This window comes from Kitasatospora sp. NEAU-CNBT7, assembly GCF_057220535.1.
Genome location: NZ_JBXQQB010000001.1, coordinates 308,777 through 333,262, shown reverse-complemented (window position 1 = coordinate 333,262; position 24,486 = coordinate 308,777). Strand labels below are relative to the sequence as shown.

21 protein-coding genes are annotated in these 24,486 nt (G+C 71.9%); 10 read left to right on the top strand and 11 right to left on the bottom strand.

What is annotated here, in order from left to right; all coding sequences use genetic code 11:
- Positions 1-290 precede the first annotated feature (290 nt).
- Positions 291-1,727 carry a CCA tRNA nucleotidyltransferase gene (locus AC2TEW_RS01515; RefSeq protein ID WP_484621630.1) on the top strand — a complete coding sequence of 479 codons (1,437 nt, stop codon included), beginning with the start codon at positions 291-293 and terminating at the stop codon, positions 1,725-1,727.
- Between the two features lie 8 nt (positions 1,728-1,735).
- Here AC2TEW_RS01515 and AC2TEW_RS01510 read toward each other — a convergent pair whose 3' ends face one another.
- Entirely contained in the window at positions 1,736-2,548 is an 813-nt protein-coding gene (locus tag AC2TEW_RS01510; RefSeq protein ID WP_484621415.1) for an LppU/SCO3897 family protein, read from the bottom strand.
- Positions 2,549-2,822: 274 nt separating this feature from the next.
- Here AC2TEW_RS01510 and AC2TEW_RS01505 point away from each other — a divergent pair, with 274 nt between their 5' ends.
- Entirely contained in the window at positions 2,823-3,539 is a 717-nt protein-coding gene (locus tag AC2TEW_RS01505; protein ID WP_484621414.1) for a restriction endonuclease, read from the top strand.
- A gap of 13 nt (positions 3,540-3,552) precedes the next feature.
- Here AC2TEW_RS01505 and AC2TEW_RS01500 read toward each other — a convergent pair whose 3' ends face one another.
- From AC2TEW_RS01500 to AC2TEW_RS01485, 4 genes are all read right to left on the bottom strand, one after another.
- The gene (locus tag AC2TEW_RS01500; protein ID WP_484621413.1) at positions 3,553-4,296 is read right to left on the bottom strand and encodes an LppU/SCO3897 family protein; all 744 of its coding nucleotides are present in this window, start codon (positions 4,294-4,296) and stop codon (positions 3,553-3,555) included.
- An 83-nt stretch (positions 4,297-4,379) separates the two neighbouring features.
- On the bottom strand, positions 4,380-5,729 hold the full coding sequence (locus tag AC2TEW_RS01495; RefSeq protein ID WP_484621412.1) for an MFS transporter: 1,350 nt from the start codon (positions 5,727-5,729) through the stop codon (positions 4,380-4,382).
- Between the two features lie 158 nt (positions 5,730-5,887).
- Entirely contained in the window at positions 5,888-6,970 is a 1,083-nt protein-coding gene (locus AC2TEW_RS01490; protein ID WP_484621411.1) for an inositol-3-phosphate synthase, read from the bottom strand.
- Positions 6,971-7,118: 148 nt separating this feature from the next.
- Complete coding sequence (locus AC2TEW_RS01485; RefSeq protein ID WP_484621410.1) at positions 7,119-7,787, bottom strand: PadR family transcriptional regulator; 669 nt, start codon at positions 7,785-7,787, stop codon at positions 7,119-7,121.
- 400 nt (positions 7,788-8,187) lie between these two features.
- Between AC2TEW_RS01485 and AC2TEW_RS01480 the strand changes: the two genes are divergently transcribed.
- Positions 8,188-10,779 carry a transglycosylase domain-containing protein gene (locus AC2TEW_RS01480; protein WP_484621409.1) on the top strand — a complete coding sequence of 864 codons (2,592 nt, stop codon included), beginning with the start codon at positions 8,188-8,190 and terminating at the stop codon, positions 10,777-10,779.
- A gap of 128 nt (positions 10,780-10,907) precedes the next feature.
- Entirely contained in the window at positions 10,908-12,473 is a 1,566-nt protein-coding gene (locus AC2TEW_RS01475; protein ID WP_484621408.1) for a glycosyltransferase family 87 protein, read from the top strand.
- A gap of 55 nt (positions 12,474-12,528) precedes the next feature.
- Here AC2TEW_RS01475 and AC2TEW_RS01470 read toward each other — a convergent pair whose 3' ends face one another.
- The 3 genes from AC2TEW_RS01470 to AC2TEW_RS01460 form a co-directional block, all read right to left on the bottom strand.
- Positions 12,529-13,557, bottom strand: a complete 1,029-nt coding sequence (locus AC2TEW_RS01470; RefSeq protein ID WP_484621407.1) for an alanine racemase — start codon at positions 13,555-13,557, stop codon at positions 12,529-12,531.
- Positions 13,558-13,602: 45 nt separating this feature from the next.
- Entirely contained in the window at positions 13,603-14,721 is a 1,119-nt protein-coding gene (locus AC2TEW_RS01465; RefSeq protein ID WP_484621406.1) for a lipid II:glycine glycyltransferase FemX, read from the bottom strand.
- A 199-nt stretch (positions 14,722-14,920) separates the two neighbouring features.
- Complete coding sequence (locus AC2TEW_RS01460; protein ID WP_033821229.1) at positions 14,921-15,217, bottom strand: hypothetical protein; 297 nt, start codon at positions 15,215-15,217, stop codon at positions 14,921-14,923.
- Between the two features lie 327 nt (positions 15,218-15,544).
- Here AC2TEW_RS01460 and rpsF point away from each other — a divergent pair, with 327 nt between their 5' ends.
- The 4 genes from rpsF to rplI all read left to right on the top strand — a co-directional run bounded on the left by rpsF (position 15,545) and on the right by rplI (position 17,363).
- On the top strand, positions 15,545-15,835 hold the full coding sequence (gene rpsF / locus AC2TEW_RS01455) for a 30S ribosomal protein S6 (RefSeq protein ID WP_371498281.1): 291 nt from the start codon (positions 15,545-15,547) through the stop codon (positions 15,833-15,835).
- A 103-nt stretch (positions 15,836-15,938) separates the two neighbouring features.
- Positions 15,939-16,547 carry a single-stranded DNA-binding protein gene (locus AC2TEW_RS01450; RefSeq protein WP_484621405.1) on the top strand — a complete coding sequence of 203 codons (609 nt, stop codon included), beginning with the start codon at positions 15,939-15,941 and terminating at the stop codon, positions 16,545-16,547.
- Between the two features lie 115 nt (positions 16,548-16,662).
- Positions 16,663-16,899 carry a 30S ribosomal protein S18 gene (rpsR, locus tag AC2TEW_RS01445; protein WP_033821237.1) on the top strand — a complete coding sequence of 79 codons (237 nt, stop codon included), beginning with the start codon at positions 16,663-16,665 and terminating at the stop codon, positions 16,897-16,899.
- A gap of 17 nt (positions 16,900-16,916) precedes the next feature.
- Entirely contained in the window at positions 16,917-17,363 is a 447-nt protein-coding gene (gene rplI / locus AC2TEW_RS01440) for a 50S ribosomal protein L9 (protein ID WP_033821232.1), read from the top strand.
- Positions 17,364-17,496: 133 nt separating this feature from the next.
- Here the strand turns inward: rplI and AC2TEW_RS01435 are convergent, their stop codons facing one another.
- Positions 17,497-18,825, bottom strand: a complete 1,329-nt coding sequence (locus AC2TEW_RS01435; protein ID WP_484621404.1) for an MATE family efflux transporter — start codon at positions 18,823-18,825, stop codon at positions 17,497-17,499.
- A 577-nt stretch (positions 18,826-19,402) separates the two neighbouring features.
- On the opposite strand from AC2TEW_RS01435, the gene dnaB reads away from it, so the two are divergent.
- Positions 19,403-20,896, top strand: coding sequence for a replicative DNA helicase (gene dnaB / locus AC2TEW_RS01430; RefSeq protein WP_484621629.1), 1,494 nt, complete (start codon positions 19,403-19,405; stop codon positions 20,894-20,896).
- Between the two features lie 42 nt (positions 20,897-20,938).
- Here dnaB and AC2TEW_RS01425 read toward each other — a convergent pair whose 3' ends face one another.
- Together AC2TEW_RS01425 and manA are read right to left on the bottom strand one after the other, a co-directional pair.
- A complete protein-coding gene (locus AC2TEW_RS01425; RefSeq protein ID WP_484621403.1) occupies positions 20,939-21,886 on the bottom strand; it encodes an NADP-dependent oxidoreductase in 948 nt (315 codons plus the stop codon).
- 177 nt (positions 21,887-22,063) lie between these two features.
- On the bottom strand, positions 22,064-23,257 hold the full coding sequence (manA, locus tag AC2TEW_RS01420) for a mannose-6-phosphate isomerase, class I (protein ID WP_484621402.1): 1,194 nt from the start codon (positions 23,255-23,257) through the stop codon (positions 22,064-22,066).
- 237 nt (positions 23,258-23,494) lie between these two features.
- Here manA and AC2TEW_RS01415 point away from each other — a divergent pair, with 237 nt between their 5' ends.
- The gene (locus AC2TEW_RS01415) at positions 23,495-24,445 is read left to right on the top strand and encodes an MBL fold metallo-hydrolase (RefSeq protein WP_484621401.1); all 951 of its coding nucleotides are present in this window, start codon (positions 23,495-23,497) and stop codon (positions 24,443-24,445) included.
- Positions 24,446-24,486: the final 41 nt, after the last annotated feature.

Here is a 24,486-nt window from a genome sequence, read left to right as displayed (position 1 = left end):
CCACCGGTCCGCACACCGGTCCCGACGGCGCCGCGGCGGCACCCGACGGTGCCCGGGCAGCCTCGACCGACCGGTTCGCGGCGGTCCGTCCCGCCTGTCCCCTCCGGCATGGTAACGACGCTGCCCGCGCCGCAGTGTTGCGGGCCGGACCCTGAGTGGGCGGGCCACCGTGGCGGTGGCCCGGCCGGATATGGCGGGCGGCCCCGAGGCCCGGGCACGTACCCTTGTGAGCCGTGTCCACTGCCAACGCGTCCAGCGCCAATCATTCCAGCTCCCACGCCGTCGCCGCCCTGCCGGGGCTGAGCGAGGCGCAGACCCGCGGGCTGCAGGAACTGCTCCGGGTCTCCCCGGTCGCCGACGAGATCGCCGGCCGCTTCCAGGATGCCGGATTCCGGCTCGCGCTGGTCGGCGGCTCGGTCCGGGACGCCCTGCTGGGCCGGCTCGGCAACGACCTCGACTTCACCACCGACGCCCGCCCCGAGCAGGTGCTGAAGCTGGTCAAGGGCTGGGCCGACGCGGTCTGGGACGTCGGTATCGCCTTCGGCACGGTCGGCGCGCGCAAGGACACCGCGGACGGCAGCTTCCTGATCGAGATCACCACCTACCGCAGCGAGGCGTACGACCGGACCTCCCGCAAGCCCGAGGTGACGTACGGCGACACCATCGGGCAGGACCTGGTCCGCCGAGACTTCACCGTCAACGCGATGGCCGTCGACCTGCCCGGCCGCGGCTTCGTCGACCCCCACCACGGCCTGGACGACCTGGAGGCCCGGGTGCTGCGCACCCCCGCCACCCCGGAGGAGTCCTTCTCCGACGACCCGCTGCGGATGATGCGGGCCGCCCGCTTCGCCGCCCAGCTCGACTTCGACCCCGCACCCGAGGTGGTCGCGGCGATGACGGCGATGGCCGAGCGGATCACCATCGTCTCCGCCGAGCGGGTCCAGGCCGAGCTCAACAAGCTGCTGCTGGCCGCCCACCCGGTCAAGGGGCTGCGCCTGCTGGTGGACACCGGCCTCGCCGACCACGTGCTGCCCGAACTGCCGGCGCTGCGCCTGGAGCGGGACGAGCACCACCGGCACAAGGACGTCTACGAGCACTCGCTGACCGTGCTGGAGCAGGCCATCGCGCTGGAACAGGACGGCCCGGACCTGGTGCTCCGGCTGGCCGCGCTGCTGCACGACATCGGCAAGCCGCGGACCCGGCGCTTCGAGTCCGACGGCCGGGTGTCCTTCCACCACCACGAGGTGGTCGGCGCCAAGATGACCCGCAAGCGGATGCGCGAGCTCAAGTACTCCAAGGAGCTCGTCGACGAGGTGTCCCGGCTGGTCGAGCTGCACCTGCGCTTCCACGGCTACGGCGGCGGCGAGTGGACCGACTCCGCGGTCCGCCGCTACGTCACCGACGCCGGACCGCTGCTGGAGCGCCTGCACAAGCTCACCCGTTCCGACTGCACCACCCGCAACCGCAAGAAGGCGGCGGCGCTGGCGCGGACGTACGACTCGCTGGAGGAGCGGATCTCCGCGCTCAAGGAGCAGGAGGAGCTGGACTCCATCCGCCCGGCGCTGGACGGCAACCAGATCATGGAGCTGCTCGGCCTGCGGCCCGGCCCGCAGGTCGGCCGGGCGTACAAGCACATGCTGGAGCTCCGGCTCGAGCACGGCCCGATGGACCACGAGGCGGCGGTGGCCGCCCTCCGGGAGTGGTGGGCGGCCAACGAGACGGGCTGACGGGAGGGTCAGCGGCTGAGGCGCCGCAGGCAGAGCAGGTACGTGGGGGAGTAGTCGACCGTCCGCACGAAGGTGGTCGTGGTCTCCGGGTACATCTCGCACTTGGAGCCGTCCCCGGTGTGGTCGAACCGGCCGAGCACCTTGAACTCGGCGTCGGACCCGGAGCAGGACACCACGGCCACATCGGGGTTGGACGCCGTCCCGGTCCGCTGCAGGCAGTCCCCGGCCGAGGCGTAGTCGGCGTCGCGCTGGGCGGCGAAGACGATCGCAGCGACGATCAGCGCCGGGACCAGCAGACCGAGAACGGCGACCCGCTGGTACAGCGGCTTGCCGGGGTTCATCGGCGTGCCCGGGGCGCCGGGGACCGGCGGCGCCAGCTTGTTGATCTTCGCGCGCTGCGGCAGGTTGATCAGCATGGTGATGGGGTTGACCAGCATGGAGCCGATGCCCCACCAGCCCTGCCACAGGCTCTTCGCGGTCATGTCGCGGTGCGCGGCGATGCCGCAGGTGCGGCAGAACGGCCCCTGGAGCTTCAGGAACCTCATGATCACGATGAGGCCCTGGTGGCCCCGGATGGTGGCCTCCGTGGCCGGCATCGAGCCGCAGAAGCGGCAGTACGGGCCGTACCCGGCGGGGGCGGCGGGCTGGGCCCACGGCTGCTGGCCCCACAGCTGCTGACCGGGGACCGGTGCCGGGGCCTGGCCCGGGATCTGGCCCTGGGGCGGTGCCCAGGGCTGTGCGGGCTGCTGCGCGAGCGGCGGAGCGGGCGGTGCGGCCGCCGGGGCGCCGTACGGGAGCTGGGGCGGTGGCGGTGCGGACATGGCGGTTCCCCCGAGATGAGCTGTGAGCCTGTGAAGTGCTGGACTCTATCGCCGACGGACGACAGGAACATCACGTGGAGTGCGTGGTCATCAGACTGTGATGCTGGGGCCGGTGGTGATGGTGCGGCACATGTGACCGGTGTTGCGGGCAAGGCTTGAGCTGATCCGCTCGATCGTGTGTTCCTCGCCGGTAGTTCGGACACGGTCGGTTCCGCTCGCGTTCGCTACTCCCGGGAGACGGAGGTGCCGTCCCCAGGAGAGCGGAGGTGCTGTCATGGCTGTCGATGCCGTGCTGCTGGAGTCCCCGACCATGCGGTCGACGGTCGCCGACCGGGTCGAGGTGCTGGACCGGGTCAAGGCGCTGGAACTGCTGCCCGACGACGTGCACGTGACCACGGAGGGGATCGCGGCGTATTTCGAGGTGCCGGAGACGGTGATCAAGGCGGTGGTGTTCGACCACCGCGAGGAGTTGGCGGCCAATGGCTACCGGGTGCTGGCCGGGCCCGAACTGGGTTGCTTCAAGCAACTCTGTCGGATCCAGTCCCGCGCGAGGTCGCTCGCGCTCTTCACCCGGCGGACCGTGCTGAACGTCGCGATGCTCCTGCGGGACAGCGAAACCGCACGTCAGGTGCGGTGCTACCTGCTCGACGCCGAGCAGGAGTCGCGGCGGACCGGGTCCCAGGAGCGCGGGCCGGTGCCTGTGGACAACCTGCCCCGGCCGCCCGAGGGGAGCGTGGACGCCGCCGTCGCCAGGGTGGCCGAGCAGGTGGTGCGCTCGGTGGTGGCGACGGCGGTCGTCCCGGTGCTCAACACCTTGGTGGCCGAGGTCGGCGGGAACAGTCGCAAGCTCGACGCGCTGGCCGACCGGGTCGACCGGCTGGAGCGGATCGTGCTGGACGATGACGAGCGCACCGCCGCCCGGCGCCGCCGGCGGCTGCTCGACGCCCTCGACGAGGGAGTGCCCGACAGCCTGGAAGGCTTCTCCTTCTGACGGTCCGCCGGGCTCAGGCCTTCTTCGGTGCGGTGGTGGTCGACTGGCGTGACCTGGGGCCGAGGCACAGGACGTACTTCTTCTTGTGCCAGCGGCGACCGGACGAGCCCCAGTACTGGGCGGTGGTGCCCGGGGTCTTGGTGCAGCGGGTGGTGTCGGTGGTGTTGTTGAACCGGCTGAGCACCACGTAGTCGGCCTTCGGGTCGGTGCAGGCGACCTTGTCGAGATCGTTGCGGCCGGTGGAGTGGACGCAGTCGCCGACCGCCGCCTTGGCCGGACTGCTGTCGCTCACGAAGAAGCCGACCACCAGCATGACCGCGCCGAGGCACACCACGGCCAGCCGGTACCAGAACCGCACCGGCCGCCTGGGCCGGGTCGGCTGCGCCGGGCCGCCGCCCGGCTGTCCCCAGGCCGGCTGGGCCGGCTCGCCCCAGACCGGCTGCGCCGGCTGCGGCGCCGACGGATACCCGCCCGCCGGCGCGGGCTGCCCGTACCCGGTCGGCGGCTGGACGGGCTGCCCGTACGAGGCCTGCCCGTAGGCCGGCGGCTGCCCGTACGCGGGCGGCCCGCCCCACCCGGCCTGCGGCGCTCCGGCCTGCGGCGCTCCGCCTTGTGGGGCACCGGCCTGCGGCGGCCCCGACGGCGGGTAGCCCGGCTGCGGGTAGCTTGCCGGTGGCGGGCCGCCGTACGGCTGTGGCGCGGGCGGCGGGTAACCGTACTGGGGTGAGCCGTACGGCAGCGGCGGTGGTGTGCTCATCGGATGTTCCCCCGGAGTAACTCTCTTGACGGCCTGGCGCGTTGAGGCCCTGGCGCGTTGACGGCCTGGTGCGTCGACGTACCTTAGCGAGTCGCGGCGGGGGTGGCCGGTTCTCCGTGCTGCGGTGGGGTGCGCCGGGCGGCGCGGGCGTAGAGCGCGGCGCCGAGGGCGTAGACGGCGGCGACGCCCGCCACCACCGCCGTCGAGCGGCCGTCCAGCGGCAGCACCAGCGCGGTGACCCCGGCCGCGGCGACGAAGGAGATGTTGAACAGGACGTCGTAGATGGCGAAGACCCGCCCCCGGTACTCGTCCTCCACCGACTCCTGGACCACGGTGTCCGCACAGATCTTGGTGCCCTGGGTGACCACCCCGAGCAGCAGCGCCGCCGCCATCGCCGGGAGCTCGGCGAACGACAGTCCGAGCGCCGGGACGAACACGGCGGCCGAGGCCAGACAGACCGTCATCCAGCCGGACAGCCCGAGCCGCCGGGTGCACCACGGACTGACCACCGCCGCCAGGAAGAACCCGACCGCCGAGACGCCGACCGCCTGGCCCAGGGTGGCCAGTCCGCCGGCGCTGTCGTCGGGGCTGTTGAAGGTGTACCGGGAGAGCATCAGCACCACCACGATGAGCACCCCGTAGCAGAACCGGGCGAGCGTGACGGCGGCCAGCGCGTGCACCGCGGGGCGGCAGTCGTGCACCAGGTGCCGGACACCGGCCAGCAGGCCGCGTCCGGCGCTGGACAGGGCCTCGCGCAGCGAGGGGCGGTCCGGGTGCTGGGCCGGGCCGAGCAGGTCCGGCGGGATCCGCTGGGCCGAGAGCGCCGCGCACAGGTAGAGGACCGCGGCCAGGGTCACCAGGACCGCGTCGGCGTGCCGGCCGGGCGGGAGCAGCTGGTGCACCAGGAAGCCGAGGCCGCCGCCGGCCGCCGCGGCGATGGTGCCGAGGGTGGGGGAGACGGCGTTGGCGGTGACCAGCTCGCCGGACCCGACCACCCGGGGGAGGGATGCCGACAGCCCGGCCAGGATGAACCGGTTGAGTGCGGTGACCAGCAGGGCGGCGGCGAAGAACAGCCACTCCGGGGCGCCGGCCAGCAGCAGCCCGGCGGTCGCCAGGCCGAGCCCGAACCGGGCCAGGTTGCCCAGCTGCAGCACCCGCCGGCGCCGCCAGCGGTCCAGCATCACCCCGGCGAACGGGCCGACCACCGAGAACGGCAGCAGCATCACGGCGAGCACGGCCGCGATGTCGGCGGGCGAGGACTGCCGCTCGGGGGAGAAGATCACATAGGCGGCCAGCGAGACCTGGAAGACGCCGTCGGACAGCTGGGAGAGCATCCGCACGGTGAGCAGGCGCCGGAAGTCGCGGCCGCGCAGCAGCCTGCCGAGCGAGGTGCGGTGCGTGGTCCGCGGGTGGTCGTGCTCCGTGATCGACACCCGCCCAGGGTGCCATGCCGACGGCCCATGTTTCACGTGAAACATGGGCCGTGGATGCCCGAAGGGGCCCCGGTGGTGGACCGGGACCCCCTCGGGTCACAGAGCGTCGAAGTGCGCTGGCGCTGAGACAGCGCCGGGCCTTCCGCGGAGCCGTCGGCTCAGCGCTCGACCTCGCCCTTGATGAACTTCTCGACGTTCTCGCGGGCCTCGTCGTCGAAGTACTGGACCGGCGGGGACTTCATGAAGTACGAGGACGCGGAGAGGATCGGGCCGCCGATGCCGCGGTCCTTGGCGATCTTCGCGGCGCGCACGGCGTCGATGATGACACCGGCCGAGTTCGGGGAGTCCCAGACCTCGAGCTTGTACTCCAGGTTCAGCGGGACGTCGCCGAACGCGCGGCCCTCGAGGCGGACGTACGCCCACTTGCGGTCGTCGAGCCACGCGACGTAGTCGGACGGGCCGATGTGGACGTTCTTGGCGCCCAGCTCACGGTCGCGGATCTGCGAGGTGACGGCCTGGGTCTTGGAGATCTTCTTGGACTCCAGGCGCTCGCGCTCGAGCATGTTCTTGAAGTCCATGTTGCCGCCGACGTTCAGCTGCATGGTGCGCTCGAGGATGACACCGCGGTCCTCGAAGAGCTTCGCCATCACGCGGTGCGTGATGGTGGCGCCGACCTGCGACTTGATGTCGTCACCGACGATCGGCACACCGGCCTCGGTGAACTTGTCCGCCCACTCCTTGGTGCCGGCGATGAACACCGGGAGGGCGTTCACGAAGGCGACCTTGGCGTCGATGGCGCACTGGGCGTAGAACTTGGCGGCGTCCTCGGAGCCGACCGGCAGGTAGCAGACGAGGACGTCGACCTGGCGGTCCTTGAGGATCTGGACGACGTCGACCGGGGTCTCGTCGGACTCCTCGATGGTCTCCCGGTAGTACTTGCCCAGGCCGTCGAGGGTGTGGCCGCGCTGGACGGTGACGCCGGTCGGCGGCACGTCGCAGATCTTGATGGTGTTGTTCTCGCTGTTGCCGATGGCGTCGGCCAGGTCGAAGCCGACCTTCTTGGCGTCGACGTCGAACGCGGCGACGAAGTTCACGTCCTTGACGTGGTAGTCGCCGAACTGCACGTGCATCAGCCCGGGGACCTTGCCGGCCGGGTCGGCGTCCTTGTAGTACTCGACACCCTGCACCAGCGAGGCGGCGCAGTTGCCCACGCCGACGATGGCTACGCGAACCGAACCCATTCCGGTTGCTCCCTGAGATCTCATGAGATCCGCCGTGGATCAGCGGTTCTCGCGTTCAACATCTGTATGACTGTCTTACTTGTCAGACGGGCGCACGAGGCGCCCTCACCTACCGCCTGCGCCGGGCGCGGGCGGTGCAGCGTTCCGGTCAGGAACGCCCCGGGCGGTCGTGCGGTGGCCTCGGCGGGTCCGAGGACCCGGCCTCCTGGCCACGGCCGTCCGAAGTCTGTGGGGTGCCGAGCGGTCCGCTGCGCACACCGCGGTTGGCCCGCTCGGTCTCGATCAGCTCGTTCAGCCAGCGGACCTCGCGCTCGACCGATTCGAGACCGTGCCGCTGGAGTTCCAGCGTGTAGTCGTCGAAGCGCTCGCGGGTCCGGGCGATGGAGCTGCGCATCCGCTCCAGCCGCTCCTCCAGCCGGCTGCGGCGGCCCTCCAGCACGCGCATCCGCACGGCCTTGTCGGTCCGGCCGAAGAAGGCGAAGTGCACACCGAAGTGCTCGTCCTCCCAAGCGTCCGGTCCGGACTCGGCGAGCAGCTGCTCGAAGCGCTCCTTGCCCTCCGGGGAGAGCCGGTAGACGATCTTCGACCGCTTGCCGTTGAGCGCGGTGGCCGGGACGTACTCGGAGTCCGGGTTGTCCTCGACCAGGAAGCCCTGGGCGACCAGGCTCTTCAGGCAGGGGTAGAGCGTGCCGTAGGAGAAGGCGCGGAACGAGCCGAGCAGGACGTTGAGCCGCTTGCGCAGCTCGTACCCGTGCATCGGGGCGTCGTGCAGCAGGCCGAGAACGGCGAATTCCAGCACTCCGGAGCGCCTGCTCACCCTGCCCGCCTCCTTCCCCGCAGTCGTGGCGGCCGCACGCCGGGGTGGCTTATGCCGTCCCGATGTATCGGCTCGATATATCGAGAACAGTAAACCTGGGTCACGGAACGAGCAAGGGGGCCACGCGTGAAGGTGATCACAAGGTGACCGGAGGGTGGACCGGACCCCCTGCGTCGAGCACGCGCGAGGGGTCCTGGGCAACGGGCATGTAATGATCTGACGACTTTTTGAGGCTATTGACGGCTGATGCCCGATTAGTACGGTTTCAGAGGTGCGTACGCTGTCGCGTGTGCACGAGGACCGCCCCCGAGGAACCACCAGCTCCAGGGGGCACGGTGGTCTCGGCACCGGAGAACCCTGCCTTCAGGTCCGCAGGGCCTGACCGAGGAGTTGCTGAACGATGAGCGAACACCGGCGGAGGTCGTCCAACCCGGGCGACGGGGAGCAGCCTCCGGGCCGTCGGCCGGACGGCCAACGCCCGTACGGGCAGGGCGGCCCGGCCCAGGGCGCGCCCCGGTACCGTCCCGGCGGCGGGCCGGACCAGGGCTCCGACGAGCTGCGTTCCGAGGGCATCCGGCGCGGTGCCCGGGAGACCGCTCAGCAGCCCCGGCTGACCCGCGCCGAGATGCGCAGGCAGGGGGCGAAGGGCGGCGGACCGGCCGGCCGCGGTGACAAGGGCGGTCCCGGCAAGCCCGGGAAGAAGCGGTTCATCGACTACCCCCGGTTCGGCAAGAGCGGGTTCCGCCGCTGGGTGCCGTCCTGGAAGCTGGTGCTGAGCCTCTTCCTGATCTTCTTCGGCGGCGGTGTCGCCACCATCGGCGTCGCCTACCAGATGACGCCGATCCCCGACGTCAACAAGCTGGTGCACGATCAGAACAACATCTACTACTGGGCCGACGGCTCGGAGATGACCCGCAAGGGCACCACCAACCGCCAGATCGTCGAGCTCGCCAACATAAGCCGCCCGGCGCAGGACGCGGTGATCGCGGCCGAGAACGAGTCCTTCCGCGACGACAGCGGCGTGGACCCCAAGGGCATCGCCCGCGCCGTCTACAAGATGGCCACCGGCGGTGAGACCCAGGGCGGCTCGACCATCACTCAGCAGTACGTGAAGAACGCCTACCTGAGCCAGGACCAGACCCTGACCCGCAAGGTCAAGGAGTTCTTCATCACCCTGAAGATCAACGGCAAGCTCTCCAAGGACGACATCCTCACCGGCTACCTGAACACCAGCTGGTACGGCCGCAGTGCGACCGGTATCCAGGCCGCCTCGCAGGCCTACTACGGGATCGACGCCAAGGACGTGAACGTCTGCCAGGGCGCGATGCTGGCCGCCCTGCTCAAGGGCGCCGCGGTCTACGACCCGACGCTGAGCGACGGCAACCGCAAGAACATGCAGGAGCGCTGGACCTGGATCCTGTCCCGGATGGTGGCCACCAAGAAGCTCAGCCAGGCCGACAGCGACGCCTGCGGCAAGACCTTCCCGGAGCCGATCGCCCGCAAGGCGCCGGCCAACATGAACGGTGAGGTCTACTACCTGGTCGACACCGTCAACAAGTACCTGACCAGCAAGGACCCGTCGATCACCCAGCAGAAGATCGACCAGGGCGGCTACCAGATCTACACCACCTTCGAGAAGGACAAGGTGGAGCAGCTGAAGAAGGCCGTCGACGACGTCCAGGCCGAGACGCTGAAGCCGGACAAGCGGGAGGCGGACAAGTTCGTCCAGGTCGGCGCCGCCTCGGTGCGGCCGGGCGACGGCGCGATCGTGGCGCTGTACGGCGGTCCCGGCATCGAGAACGGGCACTACTCCAACAACGCGGACTCCACCGGTATCCCGGTCGGCTCGACCTTCAAGCCGTTCGTGCTGGCCACCGCGATGCAGACCGGCGTGCTGACCGAGACCGACGACCAGGGCAAGCCCAAGCGGATCAACGCGGCCTCCAAGTACCTGGCGGACGACAACTCGGAGATCCACAAGGCCGACGGATCGCCCGCCATCGGCGACGACGGCAAGCCGTACCACCAGCGCAACGACAGCCGCGGCACGCCGGGCTACGTCTCGCTCAAGACGGCGATGCAGTACTCGTACAACGTGCCGTTCGTCCAGCTCGGCCAGGACGTCGGCGGCAAGGCCGTCGAGGAGACGGCGCTCAAGCTGGGCCTGCGCAAGGAGAGCCTGGCGGCCAACTCCACCCTGACCTACCCGCTGGGCACCTCGACGCCGAGCTCGATCCGGATGGCGACCGCCTACTCGGTGTTCGCCGCCCGCGGCCAGCAGGCCGAGCCGTACTCGGTGAGCAAGCTGACCTACAACGGTGCGGCGGTGCCGACCTTCACCAAGTCGACGCCCAAGGCGGTGCTCGACCAGGCGGTCGCGGACAACGTCACCGACGTGCTGGAGAACGTGGCCAAGGCCGGTACCGGTAGCAAGACCAACGCGCTCGGCCGCCCGGTGGCCGGCAAGACCGGTACCACCGACGCCGGCACCTCGGCCTGGTGGGTCGGCTACACCCCGCAGCTGACCACCGCGGTCGGCATGTGGCGTGAGGAGCCCGGTACCGCGAAGCTGCTGTCGCTCAACGGCACCGCCGGGCACGAGTCCGTGCACGGTGGTGACTTCCCGACCGACATCTTCACCCGGTACATGAAGGCGGCCCTCAACGGCCAGCCCAAGATGGACTTCCCGAACCCCGAGCCGATCGGCGAGGAGGTCGACTCCTCCGGCGCGCCGGCCTCGCCCTCCGCCTCGGCCTCGGCGAGCGACTCGCCGTCCGCGCCGGCCCCGACCGAGGTCCAGCCCGGCCCGACCGCGGCGCCGTCGACCAGCCCGTCGGCGAGCGCGACCGCGCCGGACCCGGGTCCGTCCTGCCTGCTCGGGCCGCTCTGCCCGTCGACCGGCCCGACCCGGACCGGGAAGCCGACCGGTACCAAGTCGCCGTCGTCCTCGCCCTCGACGAGCGGTTCGCCGAGCGGGGCGCCGATTCCCTGATCCGCCCCACCGGCACAGCTGAACGCCGGCGGTCCCGTTCCCGGGGCCGCCGGCGTTCTGCCGTCCGGCCGCGGCGTGTTGGGAGGGCAGTCTCCTCGTGGGGCCGTTGGTGCGGCAGTATGTCCGCCATGACGTCGAGCACGCCTGACGAGACCGCCGGGCCCGCCCCCGCCCCGGCCGCGGCCGAGGGCCCGCAGCCCAACACCGTGGTCGTCCCCGCGGACGAGGATCCGGTGTCGGCCGCCGGCAGCGAACTGCTCGGCGGCCCGCCCGGGCGCCGGGCGCTGCTCGGCACCTCCTGGTGGATCCCGGCCCGCTTCCTGGCCCTGGTCGTGATCGCCGTCTACCTGCTCGGGATGGTCCAGAAGCTGCCGTGCTACGACGGCGGCTGGTTCCACGGCGCGACCGCCCAGTACACCCACGCCTGCTACAGCGACATCCCGCACCTGTACTCGGGCCGCGGCTTCGACCAGGGGCTGCACCCCTACCTGGACAAGCTGCCCTCGCCGTCACCGGACATGCAGTACCTGGAGTACCCGGTGCTCACCGGCCTGTTCATGCAGGTCGCGGCCTGGCTGACCACGCCGGACGGCACGCTGGAGCACCGCGAGCAGTGGTTCTGGACGGTCAACGCGGCGATGCTGCTGATCTGCGTGGTGATCGCGGTGGTCGCGGTCTCGCGGACCCACCGCCGCCGGCCCTGGGACGCGCTGCTGTTCGCGCTGGCCCCGTGCCTGGCGCTGGACGCCACCATCAACTGGGACCTGCTGGCGGTCGCGCTCACCGCGGTCGCGATGGCCTACTGGGCCAACTCCCGCCCCGGCTGGGCCGGTGTCTTCATCGGCCTGGCCACCGCGGCCAAGCTCTACCCGGTCCTGCTGCTCGGCCCGCTGCTGGTGCTCTGCTGGCGGGCCGGCCGCTGGCGGGCGTTCGGGCAGGCCCTGGCCGGGGCGGCCGGCGCCTGGCTGCTGGTCAACCTGCCGATCATCATCGCCAACCGGGACGGCTGGGCGACCTTCTACACCTTCAGCCAGACCCGCAAGGAGGACTTCGGCTCGTTCTGGCTGATCCTCATGCAGGACCGCAACCAGCAGCTGTCCACCCTCAACACCTGGATCGGCGCGCTGCTGGTGGCCTGCTGCCTCGGCGTCGGCTGGCTGGCGCTGTCCGCGCCCAGGCGCCCGCGCTTCGCGCAGCTGGCCTTCCTGGTGGTCGCCGCCTTCGTGCTGACCAACAAGGTCTACTCGCCGCAGTACGTGCTCTGGCTGATCCCGCTGGCCGCGCTGGCCCGCCCGCGCTGGCGCGACTTCCTGATCTGGCAGGCCTGCGAGGCGCTGTACTTCCTCGGCGTCTGGTCGTACCTGGCCTTCATCGGCGACGCCAAGCAGCACGGCATCGGCCAGGACTGGTACCACGTGGCGATCGTGCTGCACCTGGCCGGCACGCTCTACCTGTGCTTCATGGTGGTCCGCGACATCCTCCACCCGGACCGCGACCCGGTCCGCTGGGACGGCAGCGACGACCCGTCCGGCGGCGTGCTGGACTTCACCTCCGACGCCTTCGTCCTCGGTACCGCCCGGCGGCTGCGCGAGGAGGAGACGTACGCGCAGTTCGCCCCCGAGGGCGAGCCGGACTGGCTGACCCCGGCCGGCGGCCCGGCGGGACACCCGGGGAAGCCGGCCGACACCCCCTGAGCGGCGCCGGCACACCCCTTGCCCGACCAGGGCGGCCCGGCCGGCCGTCAGCGGTTCAGCGGTCGGCGACCCGGTCGAAGTGGGTCGTGGTGTGACGGACGTTCAGGGCCAGCTCGTCCCCGATCGCCGGGGGCTTGTGGTCGGACGGCAGGAACAGGATCGACACCTGCATGTGCGGCGGTTCCGCGAACCACAGCTGCCGTCCGTCCCAGGCGTACGGCGACAGCGTCCGGTTGACCGTCGCCAGGCCGGCCCGGGCCAGTCCCTTGGCCCGCGGCACCACGCCGTGGACGTACTTGGGCGCTTCCAGCCCGACCCCGTGCGCGGTGCCGCCGGTGACCACCAGCAGGTGGCCGTCGGAGGGGGCCCGGTGCTGGCGGTAGCCGTACCGCTCGCCGCGGCCGACCGGGGTCACGTCCAGCACGGTCGCCACCGCCTGCAGCGCGTCGACGTCGCCGAGCCACAGCCGGGTGCCGATCCGGGAGCGGAAGGCGGTGTCCGGGAACTGCCGCCGCAGCCGGGTCACGTCCGCCGAGGCCAGGTGGCTGAGGAAGACCGAGGCGGTCGGCAGCCCCGCCGCGGTGATCGCGCCCACCCAGGCGGCGACCTCGGCCACCGGGTCGGAGCCGTCCGGGCGGTCGAGCGGAAGGTGCAGCGCGAAGCCCTCCAGCACCCGCCCGTCCAGCGCGAGGCGGCCCAGGTCGGCCGGGGCGATGCCGTGCCGGCGCATGGAGGTCATGCACTCCACCACCACCCGGGAGCCGTCCGGCAGCGCGGTCAGCACCTCCGGGTGCGAGACGGTGCGGACCGTCCGGCCGTGCGGGCCGGCCTCCGGCTCGCCGGCCCGCAGCGGGGTGAGCACCAGCAGGTCGCCCGGGAAGGCCCCGGCCACCGCGTCCGCCTCCGCCCCGGTGCCGACCGCGAGCAGCGGGACCCCCAGCCGGGCCGCCTCCTCGGCGAGCCGGACGTTCCCGAGGCCGTACCCGTTGCCCTTGGCGACCGGCACCAGGCCGGGGAACTCGGCCAGGACGGACTGCTGGTGCGCCCGCCAGCGGGCGGTCTCCACGGACAACGTGAGGCTCATTCGTGCTCCCCGGGTGGTTCGGTGGTCGGTCAGCCGAGCGGCACGTCAGCGCCGGGACATGTAGAGGTCCAGCGCCTTGTGCAGCAGCTTGTTCAGCGGGAAGTCCCACTCACCCAGGTACTCGGCGGCCTGGCCGCCGGTGCCCAGCTTGAACTGGATCAGCCCGAACAGGTAGTCGTCCTCGTCCAGCGTGTCGCTGATCCCGCGCAGGTCGTAGAGGCTGCCGCCGAGCGCGTAGGCGTCGCGGATCATCCGCCACTGGATCGCGTTGGACGGCTTGACCTCGCGCTTGTGGTTGGCGGAGGCGCCGTAGGAGTACCAGACGTGCTCGCCGACGGTCAGCATGGTGGTCGCGGCCAGCGGCTCGCCCTCGTGGTACGCGATGTACAGCCGCATCCGGTCCGGGTCCTCGGCGCTCAGCGCCTTCCACATCCGCTGGAAGTAGGCCAGCGGACGCGGGGTGAAGTGGTCCCGCTCGGCGGTGACCAGGTACAGCCGGTGGAACACCGCCAGGTCGTCGTAGCCGCCCTGGACCACCTCGACGCCGCTCTTCTCGGCCTTCTTGATGTTGCGCCGCCAGAGCTGGTTGAAGCCGCGCTGGACGTCGTCCAGCGAGCGGTTGGCCAGCGGCACCTGGAACACGTAGCGGGGCTGGACGTCGCCGAAGCCCGCGCCGCCGTCCTCGCCCTGCAGCCAGCCGGCCTTGCGCAGCCGGTCGGCCACCTCGAAGGCGCGCGGCTCGTACCAGTCCGGGTCGACGTCGCGCAGCCGCTTGGCCTCCCGGCCGGCGATCGCCTCCTTGATGGTCGGGGCGTCCCAGCGGCGGATCACCACCGGCGGGCCCATCTTCACCGAGAACGCGCCCTGCGACTTGAGGTGGGCCAGCATCGGCTGCAGCCACCGGTCCAGGTCCTCGTCGAACCAGTCGATCACCGGCCCCTCGGGCAGGTAGGCCAGGTAGCGCTTGAGCTTGGGCAGCTGCCGGTAGAGCACCAGCCCCGCGCCGACCAGCTCGCCGCCCTCGTCGAACCAGCCGAGGCTCTCGGAGCGCCACTCCGCCTTCACGTCGGCCCAGGACGGTACCTGCATGTGGCTGGCGGAGGGCCGGTTCCGGACGAAGGCGAGGTGCTCCTCGCGGGTGATGGTCCTCAGGCGCAGGCTCATACTCGGGTGCTCCTCCTCGGTGGGCCGTTCCAGGGTTTGACCCTATCGCCCGAATGGTCCGTTTCTGGTGGGGTGCGTCGGACACGACGCGGCCCTCCTTGCGGACCTCTGCAAGGTATCTACGCAAGGAGGGCAACGAAGGTTACGGCGCCGGCGCCGAGTCAGCCGGTGGATCGGAGCTCGGCGGCCGGCGCGCGCCTCACCACATGCCGCCGTGGGCGATGCCCAGGTAGAAGCCGATCGCCGACATGCCGAGCGAGATGACCAGGACGAACCGCTCGGCCGTGGTCACCGAGACGAACTGGCCCCACAGGGCGACGGCGATGCCGAACAGGCCGGCCCAGGAGCTGAGCAGGTGCACGCTGTAGAACCAGCAGCTGATGAACGCCACCAGGCCGAGCACGGCGGCGATGCCGACCAGGGTGTTCTCCCGCGGGTGCGGCTGGCCGTCGGTGTTGAGGGTGAACGCGGGCATCCGGTGACCGGTCTGTGCCATGAGGACCCACCTCCGTCGGAGGAGGCACGCCCTCGGTGGGGGCATGCCGTTCTGTCCAGATTGCTGCCGTATGGCGCGGATCACAACCCCTGTGTGCCCGGTCCCCCGGAGGTGGGCGTTTGGTTGGGCCGTCCGGGGCCAGGTAGGCTGTGCGGTCTGCACTGGTGTAGTTGTGCCCTTTCATGCCCGTTCGCGGGGATGAGGGGCCGGATTGTCGGACCCCCTCGCTACGGTGGGGCGGTCGGTCACTACTCCGGTGCCGACGCTGCACAACCCTCCTGCCACGGAGAGACCGTGGCCGTTGAGTCCAAAGGAGGTGGGTTTCACATGCGTCACTACGAGCTGATGGTCATCCTCGACCCCTCGGTCGAGGAGCGTGCCGTCTCCCCCCTGATCGAGAACTTCCTCAACGTCGTCCGCACCGCGGGCGGCAAGGTGGAGAAGGTCGACACCTGGGGCCGGCGCCGTCTGGCTTACGAGATCAACAAGCAGTCCGAGGGCATCTACTCGGTCATCGACCTGAAGGCCACGCCTGAGGTCGTCAAGGAGCTCGACCGTCAGCTGAGCCTGAGCGAGTCGGTTCTGCGGACCAAGGTCCTGCGCCCGGACACCCACTGAGCCACCTCTGACGCCTCCGGGCGCCAGATGGTTCACGTCCGATGTTTCACGTGAAACATCGTGACGAGCACCGCAGAACTCCGTTCCGAGAGGTCACCACACCATGGCAGGCGAGACCGTCATCACCCTCGTCGGCAATCTCGTCGACGACCCCGAGCTGCGCTTCACCCCGTCGGGTGCGGCGGTCGCGAAGTTCCGTATCGCGTCCACCCCGCGCACCTTCGACCGTCAGACGAACGAGTGGAAGGACGGCGAGAGCCTCTTCCTCACGTGCAACGTCTGGCGTCAGCCGGCGGAGAACGTGGCCGAGTCGCTGCAGCGCGGCATGCGCGTGATCGTGCAGGGCCGACTGCGCCAGCGGTCTTACGAGACCAAGGAAGGCGAGAAGCGGACGGTCTTCGAGGTCGAGGTCGACGAGGTCGGCCCGAGCCTGCGCTCGGCCACCGCCAAGGTCACCCGCGCCAACCGCTCCGGCGGCCCCGGCGGTCAGGGTGGTTCCGGCGGCGGCTACGGCGGCCAGCAGGGCGGCGGCGGGTACGGCGGCGGCAACCAGGGTGGCGGTGGCTGGGGTGGAAACTCCGGCGGCGGCCAGTCCGGCCCGTCCGACGACCCCTGGGCGTCCAGCGCTCCCTCTGGTGGTAACCAGGGCGGCGGCGGTGGCGGCTGGGGAGCCCCGTCCGGTGGCGGCTTCTCGGAAGAGCCTCCGTTCTAAGCGGTACTGAAGCGGTGCGCGCCGGGTCCCTCGGGGCCCAGGCATGCTGAGAGATTTCGTGCGGTCCGCCGGTGTTTTTGCAGGCACCCGGACCGTCAACCAAATGGAGCACATGATGGCGAAGCCGCCTGCTCGCAAGCCGAAGAAGAAGGTTTGCGTCTTCTGCAAGGACAAGGTCACGTACGTCGACTACAAGGACACCAACCTGCTGCGGAAGTTCATTTCCGACCGCGGGAAGATCCGTGCCCGTCGAGTGACCGGCAACTGCACCCAGCACCAGCGTGACGTCGCCACGGCCGTGAAGAACAGCCGTGAGATGGCGCTGCTGCCCTACACCTCCACCACGCGCTAAGAGAGGGTGACCGAAGAATGAAGATCATCCTCACTCACGAGGTCCCCGGTCTCGGCAGCGCCGGCGAGGTCGTCGAGGTCAAGGACGGGTACGCCCGTAACTTCCTGGTTCCGCGTGGCTTCGCCATCCGCTGGACCAAGGGTGGCCAGAAGGACGTCGACGCGATCCGTCGCGCCCGCAAGATCCACTCGATCCAGACCCTCGAGGCCGCCAACGAGGTCAAGGCCAAGCTCGAGGGCCTGCAGATCAAGCTGGCCGTCCGCTCGGGCGACGCCGGCCGTCTGTTCGGCTCGGTGACCCAGGCCGACGTCGTCGACGCCATCAAGGCCGCCGACGGCCCGGTCGTGGACAAGCGCGCCGTCGCGATCGCCTCGCCGATCAAGACCGTGGGCACCCACAAGGTCTCGGTCAAGCTGCACAGCGACGTCCAGGCCAACCTCGACGTCAACGTCGTGGCTGCCTGAACGGCAAAGCGCTGACGCGGTGAGCGGCGGCTCCTCGGAGCCGCCGCCACCGCAGCCCGAGGGCCGGACCCCTCCGAGGAGGGGTCCGGCCCTCGGTGCGTCCGCGGCCGGCCGCGCAGCCGCGCGGCGGGCGTCAGGCCCGGACGGCCCCGGTGACCAGCCAGCCGCCACCGCGCACCCGCAGCACCAGGAAGGCGGCGCGGACCAGCATGAACAGGTTCATCGCCCACCACAGCGAGGTCAGCCCGCCGCCCAGGACCGGTACCGCCAGGGCCACCGGGGCGAACACCGCGAGGGTCGCCGCCGCCGCGCCGGCCAGGTAGCGGCCGTCCCCGGCGCCCATCAGCACCCCGTCCAGGACGAAGACCACGCCCCCGACCGGCTGGGTGAGCGCCGCCAGCACCAGCACCAGGGTCAGCTGGTGGCGGACCGCCGGGTCGGCGGTGAACAGCGGCACGTACAGCGGTGCGGCCACGGCCATCAGCAGTCCGAGCAGCGCTCCCGAGCCGATGCCCCACTCGACCATCCTGCGGGTGGCCGCCCTGGTCCCGGGGACGTCCCCGGCGCCCAGGTGGCGGCCGATGATCGCCTGGCCGGCGATGGCGATGGCGTCCAGGGCGAAGGCCAGGAAGGTCCACACCGTCATGGCGATCTGGTGCGCGGCGACCTCGGTGTCGCCCAGCGTCGCGGCCACCGCGGTGGCGATCAGCAGCACGCCGCGCAGGCTCACGGTCCTGACCAGCAGCGGGCCGCCCGCCCTGGCGCAGGCCCGGATGCCGGCCCGGTCGGGCCGCAGTCCGGCGCCCTCGCGGCGGGCACCGCGGACCACCACCAGCAGGTAGGCGGCGGCCATCGCGTTCTGCGCGAGCACGGTGCCCCAGGCCGAGCCCGCCACCCCGAGCCCGGCGCCGTACACCAGCCCGAGGTTGAGCAGGATGTTGGCGCCGAACCCGCCGACCGCCACCACCAGCGGGGTCCTGGTGTCCTGCAGTCCCCGCAGCACCCCGGTGGCCGCCAGCACCATCAGCATCGCCGGGATGCCCAGGGCGCTGATCCGTAGGTAGCTCACCGCGTACGGGGCGGCGGTCGGCGAGGCCCCCAGCGCCTCGGCGGCCTGCGGGGCCAGTGCCAGGGTGAGCGCCACCATGCCCACCGAGAGCAGCAGGGCCAGCCAGATGCCGTCGATGCCCTGCTGGACGGCGGCCCGGCGGTCGCCGGCGCCGATCCGCCGGGCGACCGCCGCGGTGGTGGCGTACGCGAGGAACACGAAGACCCCGGTCGCGGTGGTCAGCGCGGCCGAGGCCACGCCGAGACCGGCCAGCTGGGCGGTGCCGAGGTGGCCGACGATCGCGGAGTCGGCCAGCAGGAAGAGCGGCTCGGCGACCAGCGCGCCGAACGCGGGGACCGCCAGCGCGAGGATCTCGCGGTCGTGCCCGCGACGGTGGGCGGTGGGGGTGGTCATGGGGGTCAGCCTACTCATCCACAGGTAAGTGATGAATATGGCCTTGGCCACTTACTTGAAATCCGGGCGGACGAGCTGCGGACGGTGTGGACGGTCACCTCCGCGGCGACTTCGCGGTGTGTGTGAAGTTTTTCTCATGCACAGCCCCCGTAAGGGGTTATCGCAGGTCAGCGAGTTGACACCGGGGCGATGGTGTGGTTATCCACAGAGGTGTCCACAGGGTTGCCCACAGGTTTGGGCGGGTTCTCCACAGGAGCCGTCCGGTTATCCACATGGCCTGTGGATAACCATGTTGGCCGATCGCCCCCGGGCCCCGTAGCGTGGACGCCGCCCCGACTCCACCTGCCCGGCGACACCGCCCGGCCCGGAGCGGAAGTGTCGGCCCGCTGGCGTAAGAAGGACAGGACGCGCCACCGGCACGGCTGCACCAACTCGCTCCACACTCGCTGATCGGGGAAGACGCGTGACCGGCCCCCAGTACGACGACCACGACGTGCCGCCGCCGCCGGAGGACGACTGGCAGCCCTCCGACGACGCCTTCCCCGGCGACCCCTTCCCCGACGTCCCCGGCGACCGCCTGCCGGTCTCCCGGCAGCGCCGGGACGGCGGCGGCGCGCCCGGCACCCAGGGCGGCTCCCGGGGGGGCTTCCAGGGCGGTAAGGGCGGCAAGGGCGGCGACCCGGCCCGCCGGGGCCGCGACGAGGCCGACCGCACCGAGGAGCGCCCCGCCGGCGGCGACGGCTTCGAGCGGGTGCCCCCGCAGGACCTGGCTGCCGAGCAGTCCGTCCTCGGCGGCATGCTGCTGTCCAAGGACGCCATCGCCGACGTGGTCGAGGTGCTCAAGCCGGCCGACTACTACCGGCCGGCCCACGAACTGATCCACGGCGCCATCCTCGACCTCTACGCCCGGGGCGAGCCCGCCGACCCGATCACCGTGGCCGGTGAGCTCACCAAGCGCGGTGAGCTCACCCGGGTCGGCGGCCCCGGCTACCTGCACACGCTGGTCAACTCCGTCCCCACCGCGGCCAACGCCGAGTACTACGCGGAGATCGTCCACGAGCGTGCCGTACTGCGGCGCCTGGTGGAGGCGGGCACCCGGATCGCGGGCATGGGCTACGCCGCCGAGGGCGACGTCGACGAGATCGTGAACGCGGCCCAGGCCGAGATCTACGCCGTCACCGAGCAGCGCACCAACGAGGACTACGCCCCGCTCGCCGACATCATGGAGGGCGCCCTCGACGAGATCGAGGCGATCGGCTCCCGGGCCGGCCAGATGTCCGGCGTACCGACCGGCTTCGCCGACCTCGACTCGCTGACCAACGGGCTGCACCCGGGCCAGATGATCGTCATCGCGGCCCGGCCCGCGATGGGTAAGTCCACCCTGGCGCTGGACTTCGCGCGGGCCTGCTCGATCCACAACAACCTGCCGAGCGTGATCTTCTCGCTCGAAATGGGGCGCAACGAGATCGCCATGCGCCTGCTGTCGGCCGAGGCCCGGGTCGCGCTGCACCACATGCGCTCCGGCAACATGACCGACGAGGACTGGACCAGGGTCGCCCGCCGGATGCCGGACGTCACCAACGCGCCGCTGTACATCGACGATTCGCCGAACCTGTCGATGATGGAGATCCGCGCCAAGTGCCGCCGGCTCAAGCAGCGCCAGGACCTGAAGCTGGTGGTCATCGACTACCTCCAGCTGATGCAGTCCGGCGGCTCGCGGCGGGCCGAGAGCCGGCAGCAGGAGGTCTCCGACATGTCCCGGAACCTGAAGCTGCTGGCCAAGGAGCTCGAGCTCCCGGTGATCGCGCTCTCCCAGCTGAACCGTGGTCCCGAGCAGCGCACCGACAAGAAGCCGATGGTCTCCGACCTGCGTGAATCCGGCTCGATCGAGCAGGACGCCGACATGGTCATCCTGCTGCACCGCGAGGACGCCTACGAGAAGGAGTCCCCCCGCGCGGGCGAGGCCGACCTGATCGTCGCCAAGCACCGTAACGGCCCCACCGCCACCATCACGGTCGCCTTCCAGGGCCACTACTCCCGCTTCGTCGACATGACCCGGGACGTCACCTGACCCGTGGCCGACCGGCGGCCCAGGACCGGCCCCGCGACGGGGTCAGACCGTGAGGACGACGGCGCCCCGGACGCCGGCCCGGGCCGCGTGGGCGTGGGCGGCCGCGACCTGGTCGAGCGGGTAGGCGGCGGCGATCCTGGTGGTGAGGGCCCCGCCCTCGGCGAGCCCGGCGAGTTCGGCGAGCCCGCCGCCGTCCGGGCGGACGTCCACCACGTGCACCCGGATGCCGCGCTCGGGCGCGGGCGCGGCCGGCGGGCGGACGGCGAGGAACAGGCCGTCGGCACGGACGGCGGCGAGCAGCGGTGCGCCGGTGAGCGCGGTGTCGAGGACCGCGTCGACGCCTGCGGGGACCAGCGCCCGGACGGCCGCCACGGTGTCGGCGTCGTCCTGCGCGGCCTCGACGAACTCGGCCCCGAGTGCGAGCAGGTGGTCGCGGTCGCCGGCCCGGGCGACGGCGATCACCCGCAGGCCGCGGTGCAGGGCGAGCTGGGTGGCGAAGTTCCCGACGCCGCCGGCCGCGCCGGTGACCAGCAGGGTGCCGCCCTCGTGCAGGCCGATGGTGTCGGCGGCGGTGTCGAGCGCCTGGAGCGCGGTGAGCCCGTTGAGCGGCAGGGTCACGGCCTCGGCGGCGGTCAGCCCGGCCGGGGCGGGGGCGACCGCGTCGGCGGGCAGGACCGCCTGGTCGCCGTGGGTGCCGTTGCGGGTGGCGAACCAGTGGACCAGCCCGATCACCCGGTCGCCCGGCCGGACGCTCTCGACGCCCGCACCGACCGCGTCGACCACCCCGGCGGTGTCCCAGCCGAGCCGGTAGGCGCTCTGCTCGGGCAGTAGTGCGGCGAGGTGGCCGGCCCGGACGGCCAGGTCGGCGGGGTGGACGGCGAGCGCTTCGTTGCGGATCCGGATCTGGCCGGGACCGGGGACCGGCAGGTCGGTCCGCGCGATCCGGGCCTGCTCCGGCCCGCCGAACGTGGTGACGAGGACTGCGCGCATCGGTGCGCTCCTTCTCCCTGGGTGCTTCCTGGTGACGTCGTCGAGACTGTCACCGGCGTGCGGGAGGCAGGAGAGACGTCCTCAGCCTGGGATCGCCGGTCCCGGGCAGGCGCACCCGCAGGGTCGGGGCGGGGCGGTGGCCCGGAGGGTGACGGCGGATCAGAGGGTGGCGGCGGCTCAGAGGGTGACGGTGGCGCGGAAGACCTCCGCGCCGGGGCCGGTCAGCTCGGTGTCCGTGCCGGTGGCGGGGAGGAAGGCGGACTCGCCCCGGGCGAGGGTGAGGACCGTGCCGTCGGCCGCGGTCAGGCGGGCGGCGCCGGAGGTGCACAGCAGGATCTGCGGGGCGCGTCCGTCCAGCCGCCGGGGTTCGGCGTCGAGGGTGTAGCGGGAGAAGCGGAACTCGTCGATCGGCACGGGGTAGTGGCGCTCGCCGTCGGGGCCGGGCCCGGGGCTCAGGATCTGCGGCCGTTCGGCCCGGAACTCGACCACCCGCAGCAGCTCCGGCACGTCCACGTGCTTGGGGGTGAGGCCGCAGCGGAGCACGTTGTCGGAGTTGGCCATCAGCTCGACGCCGGTGCCGCGCAGGTAGGCGTGCGGGACGCCGGCCCCCAGGTACAGCGCCTCGCCGGGCCGCAGCACGACGTGGTTGAGCAGCAGCGCGGCCAGCAGACCGGTGTCGCCGGGGTGGTTGCGGGCGGCGAAGGCGTACCCGGCCATGGCGCCGCCGGGGTCCTGCGCGGCGGCGGCCGTGACGGCGTCGGCGACGTCCGCGACCAAGGCGTCGGCGGTGGCGCCGGTCATGGTCAGGATGGTGGCGAGGGTGCTGCTCAGGGCCTCGGCCTCGGGCTTGCCACGCAGGGTCTCGATCAGCGGGTCCAGCCCGGGGACGCCCAGCGAGGCCAGCAGGTCGGCCGCCTCGGTGGGCCGGCGGAAGCCGCAGAGCCCTTCGAACTCGTCCAGGGCGCAGATGAGTTCGGGCTTGTGGTTGGCGTCCCGGTAGTTCCGCTCGGGGGCGTCCAGCGGGATCCCGCGGCGCTCCTCGTCGGCGAAACCGGCCCGGGCCTGGGCGAGCGTGGGGTGCGCCTGCATGGACAGCGGGATGCCGGCGGCCAGCACCTTGAAGAGGAACGGCAGGGTGGGGCCGAACTTGGCGACCGCCGCGGCGCCGAGTTCGCCGGCCGGGTCGGCGGCGATCACCTCGGTCAGCGGACGGGGGCCGTCACCGCGGTCGACCAGCGACGGCGCGCCGGGGTGGGCACCCATCCAGAGCTCGGCCTGCGGCTCACCGGTGGGCTCCTGGCCGAGCAGGTCGGGAATGGCGGTGGCCGATCCCCAGGCGTAGGGGCGGACCGAGTTGCGGAGCCTGTCCATGGTGCTGTCCCTGATCCGTCCTCTGCCGGAGCCTGTTCCAGCCGCTCGGCCGGTCACCGCGCCTGCTGGGCCGGTGAGCGTCAGACTCTAGCCCAGCCAGGCGTACGCGTGGTGGCGGGTGGCCCGGTGCCGGGACCCACCCGCCCGGGCGCGCCTAACCGGCATTCCCGGCGGCTTCCTCCCAAGCTGGTAGCGCACGGGGCCGCGCGGGCCCGCCGCGCCGACCAGGGAGCCGAAGTGACGCCGTCACCGCCCGAGGGGACCGCCGGACCGGGCCGAGCGGACCAGGGACAGCCACCGGTCCGGCTGCTCGAGGTCGAGGTCTTCACCGGTCCGGAGACCGCCTTCTTCGCCACCTCCAGCCTGATCATGGGCGAGCGCTCCGCCATCCTGGTCGACGCGCAGCTCACCCGGACCGCGGGCCGCGAGCTGGCCGAGTGGGTGGCCGGCAAGAACCGCCAGCTGCTGGCGATCGTGGTGACCCACCAGCACCCGGACCACTACTTCGGGGCGGAGGAGGTGCTGCGGCTGTTCCCGTCCGCGCAGCTGCTGGCCGCCCCGCCGGTGGTGGCGGGCATCGCGCACACCGCGGCCGCCAAGGTCGCCCAGTGGAAGCCGGTGTACGGCGCCGACATCCCGGACCAGCCGCTGGTCCCGGCCCCTTTGCTGCCGCAGCCGCTGATGATCGACCGCCAGCTGATCAGGGTGCTGCCGCTCGGCCAGGGCGACTGCGACGGCTCCACCGCGGTGCACGTCCCCAGCATCGGCACGGTGATCGCCGGTGACTTCGCCTACAACGGCACCCACGTCTGGACCGCCGACACCGACCCCGGCCAGCGGGCCCGGTGGGTGGCGAACCTGGACCGGATCGCCGAACTGGGCGCGGTCCGGGTGGTGGCCGGGCACCGGGCGCCCGGCCAGGACGACGACGCGCAGCGGGTGCTCGGCTTCACCGCCGGTTACCTGCGCGACTTCGACCTGGCGCTCGCCGCGCACCCGCACGACGCAGAGGCACTGGCCGCCGCCGTCAACGAGCGGTACGGCGGGCTGACGCTGCCCGTGATGCTGGAGCTCGGCGCGGCGGCGGCCACCGCGCCCCGGACGGCCGAGCTGCGGCGGCTGGAACCGCACGAGCACGAGCCGGACCAGGACGGGATCGTCGACGCGGAGATCGTCGAGGACCCGTGAGACCGGCCCTGTGAGCCCGGCGCCGTGAGCCCGGCCCGGGG